The sequence below is a fragment of the Thalassotalea sp. PP2-459 genome (assembly GCF_001913705.1).
GTDB classification, from domain to species: Bacteria; Pseudomonadota; Gammaproteobacteria; order Enterobacterales; family Alteromonadaceae; genus Thalassotalea_C; species Thalassotalea_C hakodatensis.
The window spans coordinates 41940-62631 of the sequence record NZ_MKQD01000038.1 but is presented as its reverse complement, the minus strand read 5'-3'; the positions used below and the strand labels follow the sequence as shown (position 1 = coordinate 62631).

The window sequence follows — 20692 nt, the reverse complement described above, 5'->3', positions numbered from 1 at the left end:
ACATTCAAATATTCATACCGTTAAGCATGGTGAGATAGCATTTCATCATGCTTAGTTAAAATGTCGTTGTTATCTTGTGGTGAAAGGGTACTTACCACAAAAATCACAATTGAACATAAGATAAAACCAGGAACAATTTCATACATTACTGAACTTAAAGATTGCCCATCTATAGTGAAAGGAGAATAAATCCAGAAAAGTACGGTTAGTGCGCCGGTGATCATTCCTGCTAACGCTGCGTTTCGAGTCATTTTTTTCCAGAACAAGCTACCGATTACTACCGGGCCAAAAGCTGCGCCAAATCCGGCCCAAGCATTACTGACCAGAGATAGAATAGATGAGTCACGATCATAAGCTAAATAAATAGCTACTAAGGCCACTAAGAATACCGATATTCTGCCTACGAATACTTGTTGTTTATCACTGGCTTCGCGATGTAAAAAAGTTTTATAAAAATCTTCCGTTAAAGAACTTGATGTCACTAGCAATTGCGAAGAGATGGTACTCATAATCGCAGCTAAAATAGCGGCTAATAAAAAGCCAGCAATGAGAGGGTTAAATAAAATTTGAGATAACAAAATAAAGATAGTTTCGGCATCATCTAATGCTAAGCCTGTTTTTGTCACATAAGCAATACCAGCAAAACCGGTTGCCATGGCACCAATGATGGCCACTATCATCCAACTCATGCCGATACGGCGTGCAGTAGGCATATCTTTAACACTGCGAATTGCCATAAAACGTACAATGATGTGAGGTTGACCAAAGTAACCTAAGCCCCATGCCATAGCAGAGAAAATACCAACAACACCAACACCACTAAAGATATCTAATAGATCGGGATTAACGGCTTTAATTGTTGAGTAGGTTTCAGACACGCCACCGATTTCATAAATAGCGACAGCAGGCACTAATACTAAAGCGACAAACATGATACAGCCCTGAACAAAATCAGTTAAACTGACCGCTAAAAAACCACCAAAAAGTGTGTATGCCACTACAACACCCGCGGTTACATATAAACCAATTTCATAATTTAATCCGAAAGAGCTTTCAAAAAGCTTGCCGCCAGCAACAATACCGCTTGAGGTATAAAGAGTGAAAAAAATCACGATAACGACAGAAGAAACAATTCTTAATTGCCTAGATTTATCATTAAAGCGGTTTTCAAAAAAATCAGGAAGGGTAATCGAATCATTTGCGACTTCGGTATAGGTTCTTAGTCGTGGAGCAACAATAAGGTAATTTAAAAAGGCACCTATCACTAACCCGATCGCAATCCATAAACTACTAACGCCTGATAGGTACATTGCGCCAGGTAACCCCATTAACATCCAGCCACTCATATCAGAGGCTCCAGCAGAAAGGGCAGCAACGCTTGGGCTTAAACTTCTACCGCCCAACATATAACCTGACACATCGCTGGTTGACTTACGATAGGCATAAAAACCAATACCAAGCATTGCAAGAAAATATAGGCCTAAAGAAAAAAACGTTTCAAATTCCAAAATAATTTCCACCGTTGTATTTTTATTGTAAGAGTAAATTTATTATTGATACTGGTAAAGAGTATCTCTATCGATTAATCCATAACACTTTATGACGACGTACTGTAACACTACTCTTTAATATTTAACAAAGGGCAATAAATTACTTTATTGCCAGTCACTTACGTTAGTTTATAAAACATAATGCGACAGAGTTAAGTCAGATGTACTGACTAAGTTCGCAGAGTCTATCATGGCAACCTTGCTGCAATGAACTATAGAATTGAAAAAAACAGGTTTTTATATTCATAGCGCAATTATATTCGCCATTATGGTATATTTTAGTGATAAAATTTTATGGATTTTTTAATTAAAAAGCTCTTTAAGGGAACAAGGTGTTTTTGGGGACATTGAATGCAAGATAAAGTGCCGTCGAACAATAGAGTGCTAAACGCTTTCCAAGCATGTAAAGATGGCTTAGTGCGATCTATTATGAAAATGAGCGTCGAGCCACAAGATGTAGATGATATCTTGCAGGAAACTTTTATTCGGGTTTTGCACTCTGACGAACAACAAACTATTAAATCACCTAAAGGTTATTTGTTTGTGGTCTCTCGAAACTTGGTGCTTAAAAAGTTAATGCAACAATCTAAAGAAATTCATACCGAACTTGATGACGCTTTGTTGGAAAGTGATGGTGAGAATGTTGTCGAAAAAGAGCTATTTCAAAAGCGTAAGTTTGAACGTTTTACTCACGTGTTAAATTCGCTACCAGAGAAAAACCGTAGAGCGATACTCTTAAGAAAGCTTTATTGTTTAAGCCATAAAGAAATCGCTAAAAAAATGAATGTATCTGTCAGCTCTGTAGAAAAATATATAGCAACAGGTTTAAGGCAATGTAAACAGTCGCTTTATACACAAGGGTATGACGTGGAAAGTAATACGAATGAAAAGCAGCATCAATCAAGCGAAGAGCGTGCACAATGAATTCAAGTAATAATGTAGTGCCATTACATACGGCGAATAAGATTGATGAAGAAGCATCTATTTGGCTAGTGCGATTAGATAATGGCAATTTATCTGAACAATCGAGAAAAGAATTAAAAGCTTGGTTGGCGGCAGATGAACGTCACCAAGTCGCGTTAAAAGCGATGGCTGAAATCTGGGATGATATGGATGAAATACTCAATAATATTGATGAAAAGGCATCATCGAACAAAATTTCCTTATGGACAGTATTAAAACCCGTAACCGCACCAGTGATGCTAGCGGCAAGTATCAGTTTTATTGCGCTTTTTATTTGGTTAATGATGCCATTAGATGTAACTAAAAACACCTATATAACGGTAAAAGGACAACAAATTGAAACCACATTTAAAGATGGTTCCATTATTCATTTAAATACTGATAGCCATATTGAAACAGAATTCTCTGCTGAGAAACGATTAGTCAAACTCATTAAAGGAGAAGCATTATTTGAAGTTGCTCATGATGCTAATCGCCCTTTTATCGTCTATGCTGGTGATCGCCTTGTACAAGCTATTGGCACTAAGTTTGTTGTTCACTTAAAGCCTAAGAATATTCAAGTTACTGTGACTGATGGTAAAGTGAAAATGTCAAAGGTTCATCCTAATGCAAACATTGCCGATATCAAAGCGCTTGATAACACTGTTATTCAAAAAGATGATGTGTACCTTACCAAAGGTGAAAAAGCTGTGGTAGCAGATAACAAAACACCTACGCTAACACATGTTGCCTCGGAGAATATGACGCGAGAACTCTCTTGGCTTGATGGCCAATTAATTTTTGACAACGAAGCATTGTTTGACGTAATCGAAGAAATAAATCGTTATATTGATATCACTATTGTATTAAAAGAACCTTCTTTACATGATATTAAAATAAGTGGCCGTTTCGAGTTAGGTGATAGCGACGCACTCATAGAAGCATTAGAGCTTTCTTTTAATATCGAATCACAACGTCTTGGTTCCAATAAAATTTTATTGACCAAGAAAGCGTAGGTAAACCCTAATATTGACAGTGATTTATCAAAATAATCATCTGTAATAAGGTGTTATCAATCGACAACACCTTATCCTCCTATTTTGCTACTTAACCTATCTTCGGAAGGTTTATTTTTTCAAGGTTAGGTACACACAAAATATACCGTCGTTGATATTCAATTAAAGGAAATTGTAAAAAATTTTACGGTTTTTTCCTTCATCCTACTCTTTAGTTTAGGTTGCACATTATTCTATTAACAAAGCAACTGATAAAGAATAAAAATTTATATAAAAACTAGGAAGGAAATAACATGTCTACTAAGTTTCGCACCGGAGCGCTGGCACTTGCTGTCAGTATGGCTCTTGGCAATACCTCTGTATATGCAGAAGAAGATAACTCACAAAAAGCAAAAGAAAAAAAAGTTGAACGCATCGCGGTTGTAGGGACACGAAGTGCACCACGCTCAGTTGATGACTCTCCTGTACCCATTGATTTAATTGGCGCTGAAGAGTTAGAAAGGTCGGGTAATACCGATATGTTAGAACTCTTAAAAGGTACAGTTCCTTCTTTAAACGTGCATGCTATGCCAATTTCTGATGCAGCAAGTTTGGTGAGACCTGCGAATCTTCGTGGTTTATCAGCAGACAGTACGTTAATTTTAGTAAATGGCAAGCGTCGTCACCGTTCTTCAGTGATAGCTTTGCTTGGCGGTGGTATTAATGATGGTGCACAAGGTCCAGATATTTCAGTGATCCCAAGTGCTGCGCTTAGACAAGTTGAAGTGTTACGTGATGGTGCTGCAGCGCAATATGGTTCAGATGCTATTGCGGGTGTAATGAACTTTGTATTAAAAGATGATTCAGAAGGGGGATCATTAACGGTTCGTCATGGTTCGTATTATGAAGGTGACGGCGATACTACCGAAATAAATGGTAATATTGGCATGGAATTAACCCGTGATGGTTTTGCTAATTTAAGTTTTCAATATAAAAACGCTGACGCAACAAATCGCAGTGTACAACGCCCTGATGCTCAAAGCTTAATTGATGCTGGTAACACTAACGTTTCTGAATTAGCTCAAATTTGGGGGACACCAGAAATTAATGATGACATCACTATTTTTGGTAACTTTGGTTTAGACCTAGGTAAAGGCCGTGAAGCTTATATGTTTGGTAACTATGCTGAACGAAGTGTGCGCGGTGGTTTCTATTTCCGTAATCCTCAGCTTCGCGGTGGCGTATTCTCGAATGACGGCGGTGAAACATTGCTCATTGCTGATATGGACGGTTTAAATAATGGCATAGAATGCCCAACGGTAAACATCACCACTGATAATGTGTTAGATCAAGCCGATTATGGGTTAATTGCTGATCCTAATACGCCTGTCGGTCAAAACTGTTTTGCTTTTAATGAAATGGTGCCGGGTGGATTTACTCCTAATTTCGGTGGTACGGTTATAGATACTGCGATCACTATGGGGACGCGTGGTGAACTTTCAGATACGTTATCTTATGATATTAGTGGTTCAGTAGGGCGTAACGAATCAAGTTATGTTATTTATAACACGGTAAATGCATCATTAGGCCCAGATACACCGCGTGACTTTTCACCAGGTAAACACATTCAACTTGAAAAATTCTTTAACGTAGATTTAGTCAAAGAACTTGATGTAGGTTTATATTCACCACTTATTATTGCAGGTGGTTATGAATATCATCAAGAAACTTTTGAAGTAATTGCTGGTGATTTAGAGTCTTTTACGGCAGGTCCGTTAACGAGTCAAGGCTTTGGTATTGGTTCAAATGGTTTCCCTGGGTTTAAACCTTCAGCCGCCGGTGAATTTTCTCGTCAAAACTATGCGTTATATGTTGATGTTGAAGCACAATATACAGACAGTTTTTTAATGGGCTATGCATTACGCTATGAAGATTATAGTACGTTTGGAGACACCACAAACTATAAAGTCACCGCGCAATATGATATCTCTGACGATTTTTCATTACGTGGCTCTATCAGCTCAGGCTTTCGTGCGCCTACTGTAGGACAAGCTAATTATGCAAACGTACAAACGAACTTAGATGGCGGTGTATTGGTTGATTCTGCGTTATTGCCACCTTCTAACCCAGTTGCAACCCAATTAGGGGCTACTGAGCTCACACCTGAAGAGTCTCAAAGTATGGCATTTGGTGCGGTTTGGACAATTGATGAATTTCATTTCACGCTTGATTATTACAACATTGAGGTAACAGATCGTGTATCTCAATCCGCTAAATATAATTTAAGTGATAGTGACAAAGCCAAGTTAAAAGCTGATGGTGTGCCAAACGTAGATTCAATTCAGCAAGTAAGTTTCTTTACCAATGATTTTGATACCACAACAGAGGGTATTGATTTTATTGCGAATTATACAACTGATTTACTAGACGGTAGCTCAGTGTTTAGTCTTGCTTATAACTGGAATGAAACGACGGTAGACAAATACACAGCTGTCACCGGTGAAGGTAAAGTTTCTCGTTTAGAAAATGACCTACCAAATCATCGTGCTACTTTTACCTGGGGTCAAAGTTGGGATGATATCAATATGTTTACGCGTGTAAATTATTTTGGTGAATTCCAAGGTGTTCATGTTGATTGGATCGGAACTCCGGATGCACCCGGAACCGAAATTAATGCTGATGCTGAAGTGACTGTAGATGTAGAAGTGACATATCATGCGACAGAATCGTTCAGTGTGAGTATTGGAGCGCAAAATATCTTTGACGTTTACCCAAGCGAACTAGATTTTGAAAAGCAAACGGGGTCGCCAAATAATAGTTGGGGCGGTAAGTATTATGAAACGTCACCATTTGGTTTTAATGGTGGGTTCTACTACGCAAAAGCAACGTATAAGTTCTAATCGTCATGTATTAGTTCTATATCGATAAAAATCTCAGCGTTTGCTGAGATTTTTTTTGCAAAGTAAAAAGTACAGACCGATAAAATCAACCTGTTCTCGACTATGGTCGAAAGTCTAATGTAGTGCTAATATGATTAACCAAGGTTCAAGGTAAAGTTTGCAATTTAGTGAAATTAGTAAAAAGTTAGTTTCTTCATGGTGCTAAATAAAACAATAAAACAGGGCACTAGCCTTTATTTTCCCAAAAACGTTAACCTTAATATGGTTGTTTAATTGCGTGAGTACTGTTCAATGCAGCTAAATAAAACACGTTATGTGGGCAATAATCGACATCGAGTTGGCGTATAAGTGATTAGTTGTCGTTTAAATCATCACAAGCGAATACGCTTTTCGTTGTATTTTTTGGTGGCACTATTTTTAAATGTAGCGGGGATCAAAAGCGTTCAAGCTACTGATAAAAAATATCAATTTAACATTCCTGCTATGCAAGCATCAGAAGCGTTAGATAAGCTAGCAGAAGTCTCAGGGTATTCACTTCTTTATCCCTTTAGTGATTCCGTTGTTATTATGACTAACCCATTGATAGGTAGTTATTCCATCAAAGAAGCGTTAGTGACATTATTGCTTAATACGCCGTTAAATGCTGTTGTCACCGATAAACAAGTTATTGCGGTATCAGCTAGCTTAGATTATCGCAAAACAAACACTACGCAAACTTCGTCAATAGATGCTTTAGCAAATATTCATTCTAAAGACTCCAAACAAAACAAAACCACAAAAAAAACCAAAGCAGAGCGTATTCAAATTATCGGCTCTCGGCGTAATAATCGCTCTCCTGGCGGAGCTCTTGCGCCACTTGATGTAATTTCTAACCAAGCACTCGCAACAAAAGGTAGTAATGATATTATTACGACGCTATCAAATATAATTCCTTCCTATAATGCGAGACAAGAAGCGATTAGCGATGCTGGTACTATGGTTAGGCCTGCGAACCTAAGAGGACTTCCTACTGATAGCATGTTAGTGCTGGTAAACGGTAAACGACGTCATCGTAGCGGTGTGATTTATGAGTTCATTTCAGGGTTAAATGTAGGTGCGCATGGCGTTGATTTAGAACCAATTCCTAGTATTGCCCTTCGAAGTGTTGAAATATTAAGAGATGGTGCAACGGCGCAATACGGCTCTGATGCAATTGCTGGCGTGATAAATTTTCGTTTAGAAGATAGTGCAACGATACGAAAAATTGAAATGCGAACAGGTCAATATTATGCAGGCGACGGTGTTAAAGTTGAATTAGCTGGTATTTTAGGCACAAGCATTGGTGATGAGGGGAGCGCCAATTTCTCATTTGAGCTTTCTGACAGTGAAGCAACTTCACGTGGCATTCAGGACCCTGCCGTTCAACAGTTAATTGAGAGTGGTGTTAACCCTGATGACATTCGAAACCCTGTTGTTGACTGGGGAGCTCCTGAAATAATGGATAATATAAAATTATTTACCAATATGGCCTTTGATGTAAGCGAAAGTGAAAATTACAAACAACTTTATATCTTTGGTAATTGGGCACAACGCGATATCGATGGTAGTTTTTTTTACCGAAATCCTAACACTCGAGCGAATGTTTACACTAACCCCCAAAGTGGAGCTCGCTTGTTTTATGATATGACAGATAACAATACTGGTAATTGTCCAACGCCGACAATTCCAGGGGCGGCAGGAGATGCAGAGGCTTTAACTGCTGTTGCTGAAAATAATAACTGTTTCGCGTTTAACGAATTGTTTCCGGGCGGCTTTACCCCAAGGTTTGGTGGTAGAGTAACAGATGCGAGCTTAGCTGCTGGTATTCGTGGAGCAGAAGTTATCAATGACGTTGAATTGACCTATGACATGAGTATGGTGTTAGGAAAAAATGAAATTAACTACCAGCTGCGAAATAGTGTTAATGCATCATTAGGAGAGCTTTCTCCTACATCATTTGAATTAGGCTCGCAAATTCAAACAGAAGCAGTGTTAAATGCAGATTTCACTTACCCTATTGATTTAGGTTTTGAATCTGAACTAAATGTTGCATTTGGTTATCAGCATCATTTGGAGCAATTTGAAGTGGTTGCCGGTGATCGTGCTTCATATCAAACGGGCCCATTTACTAGTGAAGGAGAGGCGATTGGTGCAAATGGCTTTCCCGGCTTTTCCCCTGAGACTGCTGAAATAAACGATAGAAACTCGAATGCATTTTATTTAGATGTGGAAGGGGATATCACCGAAGCATTGTCAATTTCGCTAGCGATGAGATATGAAGATATTGGCGAAATAGGCGATACCCTTGATGGCAAATTGTCGGCACGGTTACAAATTGACGATAGCATAGCATTGCGCTCAACTATCAGTAATGGTTTTAGAGCGCCTACGGTAGGACAATCAACACTGCAACGTATATCAACATCAAATTCAATTATTAATGATGTGGTTGTTCAACAACGCTCTCAACTTGTGAGTGCGTTGAGTCCAATTGCTTCAGCTCGCTCTGGCGGAGAACTTGAACCAGAGAAAGCCACTAGTTTCGGTGTCGGTCTATTATCTGAGATAAGCGGCATCAATATTACTATTGACTACTTTTATATAGATATTGATGATCGAATTTCACTTTTTACTAGTAAAATAGTCGCTGCAGATGCACCTTTGTTAGTCGCTTCAGAAGTACAACCTAACGTCACTAATATTCAGTATTATGCAAATGACTTTAACTCAATTACTCAAGGAGTTGATTTGGTTGCAAGCCTGCCTTTTGAATTTGAACACGCCCAACACCTACTGTCGCTTGCCTATAACTATACTGATACTCAACTAGAAGTGACGAACTCAAAAAGCCCAATTGCTAACGGAAATGTACGTAAAGAACGTGAACATGGTGTACCAAAAACTCGCGGTATTTTCACCTATTCTGTATCAAAGGGCGGCATAAAAGCCATGGCGCGTATTAACTATTATGGTAGCTTTTATAATGCGCAATTTAACGATGTGACTCTGCTTGAAAAAGTTGACGCAAGCGTGATCACTGACGTTGAAGTCTCTTATAACATTTCTGATAATCTTAATATTGCGATAGGCGCTAAAAATATTTTTGACGTGTACCCTGAAGAATACAGTGAGGGTCGTAAAGCTGGCTTCCTAGGCGCAATTTATCCGGTAAACTCTCCTGCAGGTTTTAATGGTGGTCAATATTACTTGCATGTTGGTTGGAAGTTTTAATTTCCTGTTAGCAGTTAAAACATCCAGAGTACCAGTTACAATGACTGGCACTTGAGAAATTAGAAGACGGTTCATGTTGTTTATGATGTTGGCATTAATCGGTATAAAACGTATGTTTAAATGACAGTTGTTGCTGTTCTTTGCCGTTATCAATAGTTAGATTGAAACGTATCGTCTCTTCATTACGGTGCATAACTTGTGCTAAGTAATAAACTGCATCACCTTCAACAACTTCTACAAAGCTAAGATCTTTATCTTGCCCAAGTAAGTTAACCGCTTTACCTGTTATTTTTACTTTTTGTGCAGGGTTGCCTTTAATCGTGTTATCCATCACAGCAATATTGATCAAACCGTTGTAATTACTACGTTCAATACCATAAGCTTTTGCTACTTCAGGCGTTAGAAATGTTGCACTAATAGCCATGTAGTGTACATTCATGTAACCGAGTTTCTTCATGTTTTCAGCGTTAGCATTAGTTAAAAGTAAGAAGGCAAAGGGTAAAGCGAATGATAAATGACGAAAGAATTTTTTTAGCGAAAGTTGCATTGTAAACTCCTTGGTAAAAGTGATTATGCGCTAAGTATAGCCATAACCACTTATAAACCAATATTGTTTTGTTATTAAAGCATTGCCCAATAAGGGATAGCTCCAGAAAGCACTATATTAATCACGTTTAACAGTAAAAAGGCGGCTAAAACCGATAAATCTAAACCACCAATAGCGGGGATCACTTTTCTTATTGGTCTTAAAAAAGGATCAGTTAATTGATGTAATATCACATGGGTAGGGTTGTAACCTTGCACCACCCAACTCATTACGGCCATAACTAACATTAGCACGAATAGCAAAAAGCCGGTTTGTTTAATCAGGTACAAAACGCCGATAAACAAGGCAGTTATTAAATCAAAAGGGCCACCGTTTAGTAACGGTATGATAATGAATTTCAACACGGCAACTAAGTATGCGATCACAAGTGTTGCCATATCGATACCACCTACGCTTGGAATGATACGGCGAAATGGAATAACCAGTGGGTTTGTTACTTTCACTACAAATTGACTTAACGGGTTGTAAAAATCAGCCCTGACAAGTTGTAACCACACCCTAATTACCAATAACATTAACAAGGCGTCGAAAAAGAAGCCAAGTAAGTAATTAATTGCTGCCATTAATAGTTCTCCAAAACCTTATTAACATTAAAGATGGTAACAAACCAAAAGAATTTCAATGTTTAAAGGGTTAATTAATATGTATTGTCGTTAGGTTAAGCGTTGTTTTCTGCCATTTCTTTGGCTCTGACTTTTGCCGATTGCATTGCATTACTGACCAGTTTATCTAGGCCACCATCAATTAATGTGGTTAATGCTGCTTGTGTTGTGCCACCTTTTGACGTGACGTTCTCACGTAATGTACTAATAGCTTCTTCGTTCTGTACAACCATTTCAGCAGCACCTAAGGCTGTTTGTTGAATGAGCTGTCGGCTATCTTGCGCTGAAAAACCTAAACGTATTGCTTCTTTTTCCATTGCTTCCATAAACAAGAAAAAATAGGCAGGAGCAGAGCCTGAAACGGCAATAATGTTGTCAATTTCACTCTCATCTGTTAGCCATTTAGTGATACCAACAGATTTCATTAATGAATCAGCTTGTTCTTTTTGTTGCTTGGATACTTGTGGTGAAGGAAACAACCCCGTAACGCCTAAGCCTAATTGTGAAGGGGTATTAGGCATGGTACGAATAATAGGGCAAGGCTTACCTAATGCTTGCTCCATAGTCGACATAGTGCAACCAGCGGCAACTGAGATAAAACACTTTTCTTCAACATTGACCGCCGCACTAATTTGCTGACAAACATCGGCAATAAAATAAGGTTTTACACCTAATACAATAAAGTCAGCAAAGGTAGCCGCTTCAATATTGTCACTGGTGTGTAAGATATTATAATTATTGGCTAATTTTTCACGTTTGTCAGCCGAAGGGTTTGAAACAATAACATCGCTTGGTGTAAAACCATTGCTAATAAGGCCTGTGATAATGGCGCTATTCATGTTGCCCGCGCCAATAAAAGCTATTTTACTCATTTAAATTTCCTAATTTTTTGGACCAATTCTTATTGGTGTTATGCTCTAGCGCCAAAGATGGCAGTGCCAATTCTGACCATAGTTGAGCCATTAGATATCGCCTCACTTAAATCGCCAGACATACCCATTGATAATGTATCAACGGTATTAAACCGTTGTTGAAGGGATTGAAACAGCGCAGACATTTTAGCAAAACTTTCTGCAGCGTTGTGTTTTTCGGGAATCGCCATTAAACCGCGTAATGTTAAGTTATCTGCTGAGTCAACCATTTGTGCTAGCTCATCTAACTCATTGACTTCAATGCCAGATTTAGAAGCCTCACCACTAATATTTACTTGTAAACAGACATTGAGCGGAGTATCTTGACTACAACGCTGTTCGTTTAATCGTGTGATAATTTTTTTGCGATCAACACTTTGTACCCAAGAAAAGTGTTCAGCGATTAAGCGAGTTTTATTTGACTGAATAGGGCCAATAAAGTGCCAGCAAATACGCTCAAGATCAGAAAGCTGCTGTATTTTTTCAACGGCTTCTTGCAAATAGTTTTCACCAAAAGCTATTTGACCAGCATCGTAAGTTTCTTGCACCTGAGCGGCCGGCTTGGTTTTACTCACTGCCAACAGTTGAATATCATTTCTGTGTCGTTTCGCTTGCTGACAAGCTGCTGTAATTTGCAGTTCTACTTGAGCAAGTTTATCTTTAATATGACTCATTACTTAAATTTTTTGCCATCTATGTGTTGCCACATAAATGCCGTTGTTAACTATAAAAGAGGTTTTCATGGATATTACCGAATTACTCGCATTTAGCGTAGAAAATAATGCTTCGGATCTACATCTTTCTACGGGTGTTCCACCTTTAATTCGCGTGGATGGCGATGTACGTAAACTTAACATACCTGCCTTTGAAGCCAAAGACGTAAATGCTCTTGTTTATGACATTATGAACGATCGTCAACGAAAAGAATACGAAGAAAACATGGAAGTGGATTTTTCTTTTGAAGTTCCTAACTTAGCACGTTTTAGGGTTAATGCCTTTAATCAAAACAGAGGTCCCGCAGCAGTATTCCGTACTATTCCTAGTAAAGTATTGTCGTTGGATGATTTAGGATGTCCTGATATTTTCCGTACCATTTCAGAAAACCCGCGCGGCTTAGTGTTAGTGACAGGGCCAACGGGGTCGGGTAAGTCAACCACGTTAGCGGCGATGATCGACTACATTAATAACATGAAACATGATCATATTCTTACCATTGAAGATCCAATCGAATTTGTTCATGAGAACAAAATGTGTTTGATCAACCAACGTGAAGTACATCGCGATACCTTAAGTTTTAACAATGCGTTGCGTTCAGCACTTCGTGAAGATCCTGATGTGATTTTGGTTGGTGAGATGCGTGATTTAGAAACCATACGTTTAGCAATGACCGCTGCAGAAACGGGTCATTTAGTATTTGGTACCTTACATACCACCTCAGCACCTAAAACGATTGACCGTATTATTGATGTATTCCCTGCAGAAGAAAAATCAATGGTGCGTTCAATGCTTTCAGAGTCGTTGCGTGCGGTTATTTCTCAAACGCTAGTGAAGAAAGTTGGTGGCGGTCGTGTTGCTTCACATGAGATTATGATCGGCGTACCGGCGATACGTAACCTTATTCGTGAAGATAAAGTGGCGCAAATGTACTCTGCTATTCAAACGGGGATGCAGCATGGTATGCAAACCATGGATCAATGCTTACAGAACTTAGTAAATCGCGGCTTGATCACTAGACAAGATGCGATGGAAAAAGCGTCAGATAAAAATCAATTTCAAGGGTATTAGGAGTTAACCATGTTGAGATTTCATCAATACCTCGAAAAAATGGTGCAGCATGATGCATCCGATATGTTTGTTACTGCGAAATTGCCGGTCAGCGCAAAGATCAATGGTGAATTAACGCCTATTGATGAAACCGCGTTAAGCCCAGAAGCGGCGTTAGAACTTGTTCATAATGCTATGAATGAAAAGCAAAAAGAGCAATTTGACCAAGAAAAGGAATGTAACTTTGCTATTTCAATCGATGATATAGGCCGATTTCGTGTTTCAGCATTTTGGCAACGTGATATGGCCGGTATGGTAATACGTCGTATTGTGACTGAAATACCAGATTCTGATGACTTAGGTTTACCGTCGGTGTTAAAAGATGTCGTGATGTCTAAACGTGGGTTAGTGTTATTTGTTGGTGGTACAGGTACGGGTAAGTCAACCTCAATGGCTGCCTTGATTGGTTATCGAAACCGTAACTCTCGTGGCCATATACTGACCATTGAAGATCCGGTGGAATTTGTCCACGAACACGGAAAATCGATGGTTACACAGCGTGAAGTAGGTTTAGACACGGAAAGCTTTGATGCGGCATTAAAAAGCTCTTTACGCCAAGCACCTGATGTTATTCTAATTGGTGAGATCAGAAGCCAAGAAATCATGGAACATGCGCTGGCGTTCGCGGAGACAGGGCACTTATGTATTGCAACTCTTCATGCGAATAATGCGAACCAAGCAATTGACCGTATCATGCATTTAGTGCCTGCGGATCAACATGGTAAATTACTGTTTGATTTGGCGTTAAATCTTCGCGGCATCATTGCTCAGCAATTAATTCCTACTCGAGATGGCAATGGCCGAGTTGCTGCAATCGAAATATTGCTTAACTCTCCTTATATCGCTGAATTAATAAAAAAAGGTGAAGTTGGCGATATTAAAGAAGTGATGGAAAAATCTACCGAGCAAGGTATGCAAACCTTTGATCAAGCACTGTTTAATTTGTATCAACGTGGCTTAATTAATTACGCGGATGCGATACACCATGCTGATTCACCAAATGACCTACGCTTAATGATTAAACTACGCAGCAATGATCAAGGTGGCAGTGGTTCATTGTCGGGCGTGACAATCGACGGTTTAGATCCAAAAGATTAGCTTAAAAAATAAAAGTGCTGTTAAGTGAGGTATCAGCGCTTTACTTTCTATTTGAATAGTTCATCTAAGGTGTATATTTCAAACGGCTCTTTTTGGGCTTTACTAACGTTTAGCATTTTTGTCGCGACTTGAGCACCCTCAATAGGGCGGTAACGTTTTAAACCTGGCAGCTTACATATAATGGGTAATAGATAACTGCTAAGCTCCTCGCCAAGCCTAAAATGATCCCGTTCACCGAGCAATAATGAAGGTTGTAAAATACTTATCCGCTGAAAACTTAACGGCTTAACTTTATCTTCTAGTTCACCTTTCATTTTGAAGTAAGCGCTGTTGGCGTTTTTATTTGCACCACTTGAAGAGACTAATACATAGTGTGCTACGCCATTTTCTGCGGCCATTTTTGCAGCTTGATACTGATAGTCGACATCAACCATTCGCTGGTTTTCTATTGAGCCTGCTTGTTTTTTCGTAGTACCTAAGCAAGAGAACAGTATGTCGCCAATAAAGTAGTCTTGGTATTTGTTTAGGTTATTAAAATCGATGACGTGATTGACGAGCTTTTCATGGTTGTATTCGATTGGCTTGCGTGTGAGTGCGACTATTTTGCTATAGGTAGAATCAGCTAATAGTTGAGTGAGTAAATGATGACCGATTAACCCTGTTGCGCCAATAACAATTGCTGTTTTCATGGTTATTCGCCGTAGGTACTTTCAAAGTAGCTTTCAACAATTAAACGGGCAGATTCGGCATCAATGTTATCTTTCGATAAATTACGGTAACCACCGTGCTCAAATAAGTGCTGTTTAGCATCAGCGGTGGTTAACCGTTCATCAACAAATTTAATCGGTGTTTTATAGTCGTGCGCTAAGCGATTACCAAATTTTTTTGCGTCAAAGGTAACCTGTTGAGGGGTACCATCCATATTAAGCGGCAAACCTACCACAATTAAATCTGGCTGCCATTCATCGAAATAGCTTTTCAGTTGTTGTTGATTTGGAATACCGTCTTTGGCTTTCACTGAGCCTAAAGGGGTAGCAGTGCCGGTAATTGCTTGACCAACGGCAACGCCAATGTATTTCTTGCCAAAATCAAAGCCAAGAATGGTTTTATATGTGTTTTCGACCACTATGCATGGCCTATATCGGTTGAAAGGTGAGCGATATCAATACCAAGTTTTTCAGTGGCTTTTTGCCAACGTTGCTCTATCGGGGTATCAAAGAGTATTTGACTGTCTGCTGGGGTAATTAACCAAGAATTTGCTTTGATTTCTTGCTCTAGCTGGCCAGGGCCCCAGCCAGCGTAACCTAATGTCACCATAAATTTATCAGGCGCATCATCGCTGCCAAGTGCTTGTAATATATCTTTAGAGGTAGTGATCATTACATCATCACTTAACGCTAAGGAACTACTCCACCCCGATTGAGGACTATGTAGAACAAAACCTCTATCACGAGATACTGGCCCGCCGGTTAATACTTGTTGCGCAAGCTCGGGTAGCTTTTCATCGCCGTCTTCTTCAATTTGTGCCAGTAATTCATTTAACGTGATGTTAATGGGTAAGTTGATAATAATACCCATTGCACCGTCATCGTTATGTTCGCATATGTAAGTCACCGTTTTATTAAAATACGGATCATCTAAGCTTGGCATAGCAATTAATAAATGATTCTCTAAACTGTCCACTGGCCTACCTTCTTATTTAACGCTGTTCTATTAATGATTCAATGGCATCCATTAATTTACCACTGATATTAATAGGATATGCGGCTTCAATTTCACGAATACAAGTTGGACTGGTAACATTTATTTCAGTGACTTTGTCACCAATAACGTCTAATCCTACAAAGTATAGACCACGTTTTTTAAGTTCAGGTGCAATTGTTTCTGCAATAAGTTTATCACTGGCTGATAATGGCCTTGCTTCACCTGTACCACCAGCCGCTAAATTACCACGAGTTTCACCTTTTGCAGGAATGCGTGCAAGACAATAAGGCATTGGCTCGCCATTAACAATTAGAATACGTTTATCACCGTCTTTAATTTCCGGCATGTATTCTTGCACCATAGTATATTGCTCACCGTGGTTTGTCAGCGTTTCAATGATCACGCCCACATTTGCCTCATGTTCTTTCATACGAAAGATAGAAGAGCCACCCATACCGTCGAGGGGTTTGATGATCACGTCTTTTTCTTGTTGATGAAAGACACGAATCTGTTGGCTATTGCGTGTCACCAGTGTTTTAGCGGTTAACTCAGGAAACCACGCAGTAAATAGCTTTTCATTGCAATCACGTAGGCTTTGAGGTTTGTTAATGATTAACGTACCTTGTTGTTCAGCGCGTTCAAGCATGTAGGTCGCGTAAATATATTCGGTATCAAAAGGGGGATCTTTACGCATGATAACCGCATCTAGCTCTGTCAAAGCAATATCTTGAGATTCGGCTAAGTCATACCAGTGTTCGGCGTTATCATACACAGTAACTTTACGGGCAAAGGCACGGCTTTCACCTTGCAGCATGTAAAGATCATTCATTTCAATATAAAAAAGTTCATACCCTCTAGCTTGCGCTTCAAACATCATTGCCATTGATGAGTCTTTATGCACTTTAACTTGAGAAATAGGGTCCATAACGACGCCTAGTTTAATAGCCATGATGTATTCCTGTTTAATTATTTAATATCGCCGAGGCGACATTGCAGTGCAGTAATTGCGGTTAACGCTGCGGTTTCTGTTCTTAATACTCTAGGACCGAGTAACACGTCATTAAATTCATGTTTTTTTGATTGTGCAATTTCTTCGTCACTTAAGCCACCTTCGGGTCCTATCAGTAATCTAATCCGATTATGCGATAAGGGTAACGCCATAATAGACTGTTCAGCTTTCGGGTGTAAGTTTAGTTTTAGTGCAGAAGTAGATTGCATAAGCCATTCTTCAAGCGAGATTGCCGGTTTAACCATCGGTATCGTGCATCGACCACTTTGTTCACAGGCACTGATAACAATTTTCTGCCACTGGTCACATTTTTTTTGTAACCGTTCACCTTTTAATTTAACGCCACAACGGTCAGTAAATAGTGGGGTTATGGTATTTACGCCAAGCTCAACTGACTTTTGCAACGTAAAGTCCATACGCTCACCGCGAGAAATACCTTGTCCTAGATGAATATTTAACGGTGATTCATTGTCTACCTCTGTAAATTCGCCAATTATCGCATTGGCCGACTTTTTACCTACATCAGTTAAAACGGCTTGGAATTCACCATAACTGTTATTAATCAATTGTCCGTTAAATAGGGTGATAGTATCACCGCTTTTTAGTCGTAACACTCTGATCGCATGACCAAATGCGTCATCAGATAACGTAACCGTATCGCCGGTTGAAAAAGGTTGGTTTTCGAATATTCTCGGATTGCGCATGTCGTGTTTCGATCATTTACTCAATACAGCCAAGATAGGGGTTAAGTTGATCTATTTCAATAAGTTCAATAAATTAATTCGTTATTATGGTCAGCGAAATGAAGTTAATCTGTTCGCTAATATTGCTTTACACGATACATGCTATTTCTAATATTATTTGTTAGAATGCGCGCCGATAATTGCTGCGTCGTTTATTCACTCAGCAATGTATACCCAAATTAGTGCCAGATTTGCGTTCTGGTCAAACTTAAATAGGTAGAAATTAAATGCAAAATATTACCGTTTGCGCATTATACAAATTTGTGCGCCTTAACGATTTCGAATTGATCAAACAACCGTTATTAACTGTGATGCAAGCGAATGATGTCAAAGGTACATTGTTGCTCGCGAATGAAGGCATTAATGGTACCATTGCAGGTTCGCAAAAAGGTGTTGATGCGGTGTTAGACTTTTTAGCACAAGATGAACGATTAGGTCTCGTTGATCATAAATTTTCTTATGCAGATGAAAACCCATTTCAACGCTCTAAAGTAAAACTGAAAAAAGAAATTGTTACCATGGGCGTTGAAGGCATAGATCCTACGCTTACTGTAGGTACGTATGTTAAGCCTGATGAATGGAATGCCTTAATATCTGATCCTGAAGTGTTGCTTATTGATACCCGTAATGACTATGAAGTAGAAATTGGTACCTTTGAAAATGCCATTAATCCCAATACCGAAACCTTCCGTGAATTTCCCGACTATGTTGAAAAACATCTAGATAAAACTAAACATAAGAAAGTAGCAATGTTTTGTACCGGCGGCATTCGTTGTGAAAAATCTACCGCTTATCTTAAAGAGCAAGGCTTTGATGATGTATATCATTTAGAAGGCGGTATTTTAAAATATTTAGAAGAAGTACCAGAACAAGAGTCTAAATGGCAAGGTGACTGCTTTGTTTTTGATGGCCGAGTAGCGGTCACTCATGGCTTAGGACAAGGTCAATATGACCAATGTTTTGCTTGTCGTTACCCGATCACAGATGAAGAAAAACAAAGCGAACACTATGTTAAAGGTGTAAGTTGCCCGAAATGTATTGATAAATATACAGCCGACCAACGTGAACGATTTGCTGAGCGAGAAAAACAAATTAATTTAGCGAAAGCGCGAGGCGAAACACATATCGGTGGTGAGATAAAAGACGTGATAGAACAGCGTCGTAAAGAGAAACTTGCTGCTAAAAAGGCGCAAGCCCAAAGTAAGTAAAAACATAAAAGGGGTCAGGTACAATTATTTAATTAAATAATTGTACCTGACCCCTTTTATTGTGTTTGTTAAATGCCGGCAGCGGCTTTTAAAGCTTCAGCTTTATCTGTTTTTTCCCATGTAAAAGCAGTAAACGTTTCACCGTCAACCGTCATTTCATAAGGCTCTCGGCCAAAGTGACCGTATGCCGCTGTTTGTTTGTACATAGGATGTAGCAAATCTAACATTTTGGTAATGCCGTATGGGCGTAAGTCAAAGTGTTCGCGAACAAGCTTAATTAACGTTTCTTCAGAAACTTTGCCAGTACCAAAGGTTTCAATTGATATAGACGTAGGCTCAGCAACTCCTATTGCATACGACACCTGAATTTCACAACGTTCAGCAAGACCCGCTGCAACAATATTCTTAGCAACATAACGACCAGCATAAGCGGCACTGCGATCAACTTTTGATGGATCTTTACCTGAAAATGCACCACCGCCATGGCGGGCCATACCACCATAGGTATCAACAATAATTTTACGTCCGGTTAAACCACAATCGCCTACAGGACCACCAATAACGAAACGACCTGTTGGATTGATGAAATACTTCGTTTCATCAGTTAACCATTCGGCAGGTAAAACGGCTTTAATGATATTTTCCATTACTGCTTCGTGTAAGTCTTCTTGTGATATTTCAGGGTTATGTTGCGTGGATAAAACCACGGCATCAATGGCAACCGGTTTATCATTTTCATACACAAAGGTAACTTGTGACTTTGCATCGGGGCGCAACCAAGGTAATACACCTGATTTTCTTAATTCCGCTTGGCGTTCAACTAAGCGGTGTGAATAATAAAGTGGGGCAGGCATTAACGTTTCGGTTTCATTGGTTGCATAACCAAACATCAGGCCTTGGTCACCCGCACCTTGATCTTCAGGTTTTACACGATCAACACCTTGCGCAATTTCAGTTGATTGTTGCCCGATTAAATTCATAATGCCACATGTTTCGCCATCAAAGCCAACATCTGATGAGGTATAACCAATATCGCAGATTACCTTACGGGTAAGGTCTTCTAAATCTACCCAAGCAGAGGTAGAAATTTCACCAGAAATTATTGCAACACCTGTTTTTACCATCGTTTCACAAGCAACGCGTGCATATTTATCTTTGGCTATTATGGCATCTAATACAGCATCTGAAATTTGATCAGCAATTTTATCAGGATGACCTTCTGAAACAGATTCAGACGTAAAATAATGTCTAGACATAAACCCTCAACAATTCAATTAATGGACAAACAGTCAATTTATAGGCGCATTGTAACCCCAGTGAAAATTATTTTCTACTTTTTTACGCCTAGAC

General features: G+C 39.2%; 18 protein-coding genes. 7 read left to right on the top strand and 11 right to left on the bottom strand.

Annotated elements, in window-relative coordinates; translation table 11 throughout:
- Positions 1-20 precede the first annotated feature (20 nt).
- Positions 21-1508, bottom strand: a complete 1488-nt coding sequence (gene putP / locus BI291_RS08875; RefSeq protein WP_074498395.1) for a sodium/proline symporter PutP — start codon at positions 1506-1508, stop codon at positions 21-23.
- Positions 1509-1901: 393 nt separating this feature from the next.
- Between putP and BI291_RS08870 the strand changes: the two genes are divergently transcribed.
- The 4 genes from BI291_RS08870 (at position 1902) to BI291_RS08855 (ending at position 9636) form a co-directional block, all read left to right on the top strand.
- On the top strand, positions 1902-2474 hold the full coding sequence (locus tag BI291_RS08870; RefSeq protein ID WP_074498394.1) for an RNA polymerase sigma factor: 573 nt from the start codon (positions 1902-1904) through the stop codon (positions 2472-2474).
- Complete coding sequence (locus BI291_RS08865; protein ID WP_074498393.1) at positions 2471-3508, top strand: FecR domain-containing protein; 1038 nt, start codon at positions 2471-2473, stop codon at positions 3506-3508. The genes BI291_RS08870 and BI291_RS08865 overlap by 4 nt, the downstream gene beginning before the upstream one ends.
- Before the next feature lie 293 nt (positions 3509-3801).
- Positions 3802-6387 (top strand): TonB-dependent siderophore receptor, encoded by a 2586-nt coding sequence (locus BI291_RS08860; RefSeq protein WP_074498392.1) that lies wholly within the window; start codon positions 3802-3804, stop codon positions 6385-6387.
- Between the two features lie 348 nt (positions 6388-6735).
- On the top strand, positions 6736-9636 hold the full coding sequence (locus BI291_RS08855) for a TonB-dependent siderophore receptor (protein ID WP_083601981.1): 2901 nt from the start codon (positions 6736-6738) through the stop codon (positions 9634-9636).
- Between the two features lie 94 nt (positions 9637-9730).
- Here BI291_RS08855 and BI291_RS08850 read toward each other — a convergent pair whose 3' ends face one another.
- The 4 genes from BI291_RS08850 to BI291_RS08835 all read right to left on the bottom strand — a co-directional run bounded on the left by BI291_RS08850 (position 9731) and on the right by BI291_RS08835 (position 12430).
- On the bottom strand, positions 9731-10183 hold the full coding sequence (locus tag BI291_RS08850) for a DUF4426 domain-containing protein (protein WP_074498391.1): 453 nt from the start codon (positions 10181-10183) through the stop codon (positions 9731-9733).
- 74 nt (positions 10184-10257) lie between these two features.
- Positions 10258-10806, bottom strand: coding sequence for a YggT family protein (locus tag BI291_RS08845; RefSeq protein WP_074498390.1), 549 nt, complete (start codon positions 10804-10806; stop codon positions 10258-10260).
- A 95-nt stretch (positions 10807-10901) separates the two neighbouring features.
- Positions 10902-11717 (bottom strand): pyrroline-5-carboxylate reductase, encoded by an 816-nt coding sequence (proC, locus tag BI291_RS08840; RefSeq protein WP_074498389.1) that lies wholly within the window; start codon positions 11715-11717, stop codon positions 10902-10904.
- A gap of 38 nt (positions 11718-11755) precedes the next feature.
- Positions 11756-12430 (bottom strand): YggS family pyridoxal phosphate-dependent enzyme, encoded by a 675-nt coding sequence (locus BI291_RS08835; protein WP_074498388.1) that lies wholly within the window; start codon positions 12428-12430, stop codon positions 11756-11758.
- Positions 12431-12497: 67 nt separating this feature from the next.
- Here BI291_RS08835 and BI291_RS08830 point away from each other — a divergent pair, with 67 nt between their 5' ends.
- The gene (locus BI291_RS08830) at positions 12498-13541 is read left to right on the top strand and encodes a type IV pilus twitching motility protein PilT (protein WP_074498387.1); all 1044 of its coding nucleotides are present in this window, start codon (positions 12498-12500) and stop codon (positions 13539-13541) included.
- A gap of 9 nt (positions 13542-13550) precedes the next feature.
- Positions 13551-14678, top strand: coding sequence for a PilT/PilU family type 4a pilus ATPase (locus tag BI291_RS08825; RefSeq protein ID WP_175573100.1), 1128 nt, complete (start codon positions 13551-13553; stop codon positions 14676-14678).
- A gap of 47 nt (positions 14679-14725) precedes the next feature.
- Here BI291_RS08825 and BI291_RS08820 read toward each other — a convergent pair whose 3' ends face one another.
- Genes BI291_RS08820 through rsmE form a run of 5 tightly spaced genes read right to left on the bottom strand, consistent with a single transcriptional unit; the run spans position 14726 to position 18095 of the window.
- Positions 14726-15367, bottom strand: coding sequence for an NAD(P)H-binding protein (locus tag BI291_RS08820; protein ID WP_074498386.1), 642 nt, complete (start codon positions 15365-15367; stop codon positions 14726-14728).
- A 2-nt stretch (positions 15368-15369) separates the two neighbouring features.
- On the bottom strand, positions 15370-15804 hold the full coding sequence (gene ruvX, locus BI291_RS08815; protein WP_074498385.1) for a Holliday junction resolvase RuvX: 435 nt from the start codon (positions 15802-15804) through the stop codon (positions 15370-15372).
- Positions 15804-16361 carry a YqgE/AlgH family protein gene (locus BI291_RS08810; RefSeq protein WP_074498384.1) on the bottom strand — a complete coding sequence of 186 codons (558 nt, stop codon included), beginning with the start codon at positions 16359-16361 and terminating at the stop codon, positions 15804-15806. The genes ruvX and BI291_RS08810 overlap by 1 nt, the downstream gene beginning before the upstream one ends.
- Positions 16362-16377: 16 nt before the next feature.
- Positions 16378-17331, bottom strand: a complete 954-nt coding sequence (gene gshB, locus BI291_RS08805; RefSeq protein ID WP_074498383.1) for a glutathione synthase — start codon at positions 17329-17331, stop codon at positions 16378-16380.
- 17 nt (positions 17332-17348) lie between these two features.
- Positions 17349-18095 (bottom strand): 16S rRNA (uracil(1498)-N(3))-methyltransferase, encoded by a 747-nt coding sequence (gene rsmE, locus BI291_RS08800; RefSeq protein WP_074498382.1) that lies wholly within the window; start codon positions 18093-18095, stop codon positions 17349-17351.
- Between the two features lie 266 nt (positions 18096-18361).
- Here rsmE and BI291_RS08795 point away from each other — a divergent pair, with 266 nt between their 5' ends.
- Positions 18362-19342, top strand: coding sequence for a rhodanese-related sulfurtransferase (locus BI291_RS08795; protein ID WP_074498381.1), 981 nt, complete (start codon positions 18362-18364; stop codon positions 19340-19342).
- A gap of 68 nt (positions 19343-19410) precedes the next feature.
- Here BI291_RS08795 and metK read toward each other — a convergent pair whose 3' ends face one another.
- Positions 19411-20598 carry a methionine adenosyltransferase gene (metK, locus tag BI291_RS08790; protein ID WP_074498380.1) on the bottom strand — a complete coding sequence of 396 codons (1188 nt, stop codon included), beginning with the start codon at positions 20596-20598 and terminating at the stop codon, positions 19411-19413.
- Positions 20599-20692: the final 94 nt, after the last annotated feature.

Excerpts from the sequence above, each read along its gene's own strand:
- BI291_RS08835 (WP_074498388.1), bottom strand. The coding sequence starts at position 12,430 with ATGAGTCATATTAAAGATAAACTTGCTCAAGTAGAACTGCAAATTACA.
- BI291_RS08820 (WP_074498386.1), bottom strand. The coding sequence starts at position 15,367 with ATGAAAACAGCAATTGTTATTGGCGCAACAGGGTTAATCGGTCATCAT.
- BI291_RS08795 (WP_074498381.1), top strand. The coding sequence starts at position 18,362 with ATGCAAAATATTACCGTTTGCGCATTATACAAATTTGTGCGCCTTAAC.
- metK (WP_074498380.1), bottom strand. The coding sequence starts at position 20,598 with ATGTCTAGACATTATTTTACGTCTGAATCTGTTTCAGAAGGTCATCCT.
- BI291_RS08825 (WP_175573100.1), top strand. The coding sequence starts at position 13,551 with ATGTTGAGATTTCATCAATACCTCGAAAAAATGGTGCAGCATGATGCA.
- BI291_RS08845 (WP_074498390.1), bottom strand. The coding sequence starts at position 10,806 with ATGGCAGCAATTAATTACTTACTTGGCTTCTTTTTCGACGCCTTGTTA.
- BI291_RS08860 (WP_074498392.1), top strand. The coding sequence starts at position 3,802 with ATGTCTACTAAGTTTCGCACCGGAGCGCTGGCACTTGCTGTCAGTATG.
- BI291_RS08830 (WP_074498387.1), top strand. The coding sequence starts at position 12,498 with ATGGATATTACCGAATTACTCGCATTTAGCGTAGAAAATAATGCTTCG.
- BI291_RS08865 (WP_074498393.1), top strand. The coding sequence starts at position 2,471 with ATGAATTCAAGTAATAATGTAGTGCCATTACATACGGCGAATAAGATT.
- proC (WP_074498389.1), bottom strand. The coding sequence starts at position 11,717 with ATGAGTAAAATAGCTTTTATTGGCGCGGGCAACATGAATAGCGCCATT.
- gshB (WP_074498383.1), bottom strand. The coding sequence starts at position 17,331 with ATGGCTATTAAACTAGGCGTCGTTATGGACCCTATTTCTCAAGTTAAA.
- BI291_RS08850 (WP_074498391.1), bottom strand. The coding sequence starts at position 10,183 with ATGCAACTTTCGCTAAAAAAATTCTTTCGTCATTTATCATTCGCTTTA.
- BI291_RS08870 (WP_074498394.1), top strand. The coding sequence starts at position 1,902 with ATGCAAGATAAAGTGCCGTCGAACAATAGAGTGCTAAACGCTTTCCAA.
- rsmE (WP_074498382.1), bottom strand. The coding sequence starts at position 18,095 with ATGCGCAATCCGAGAATATTCGAAAACCAACCTTTTTCAACCGGCGAT.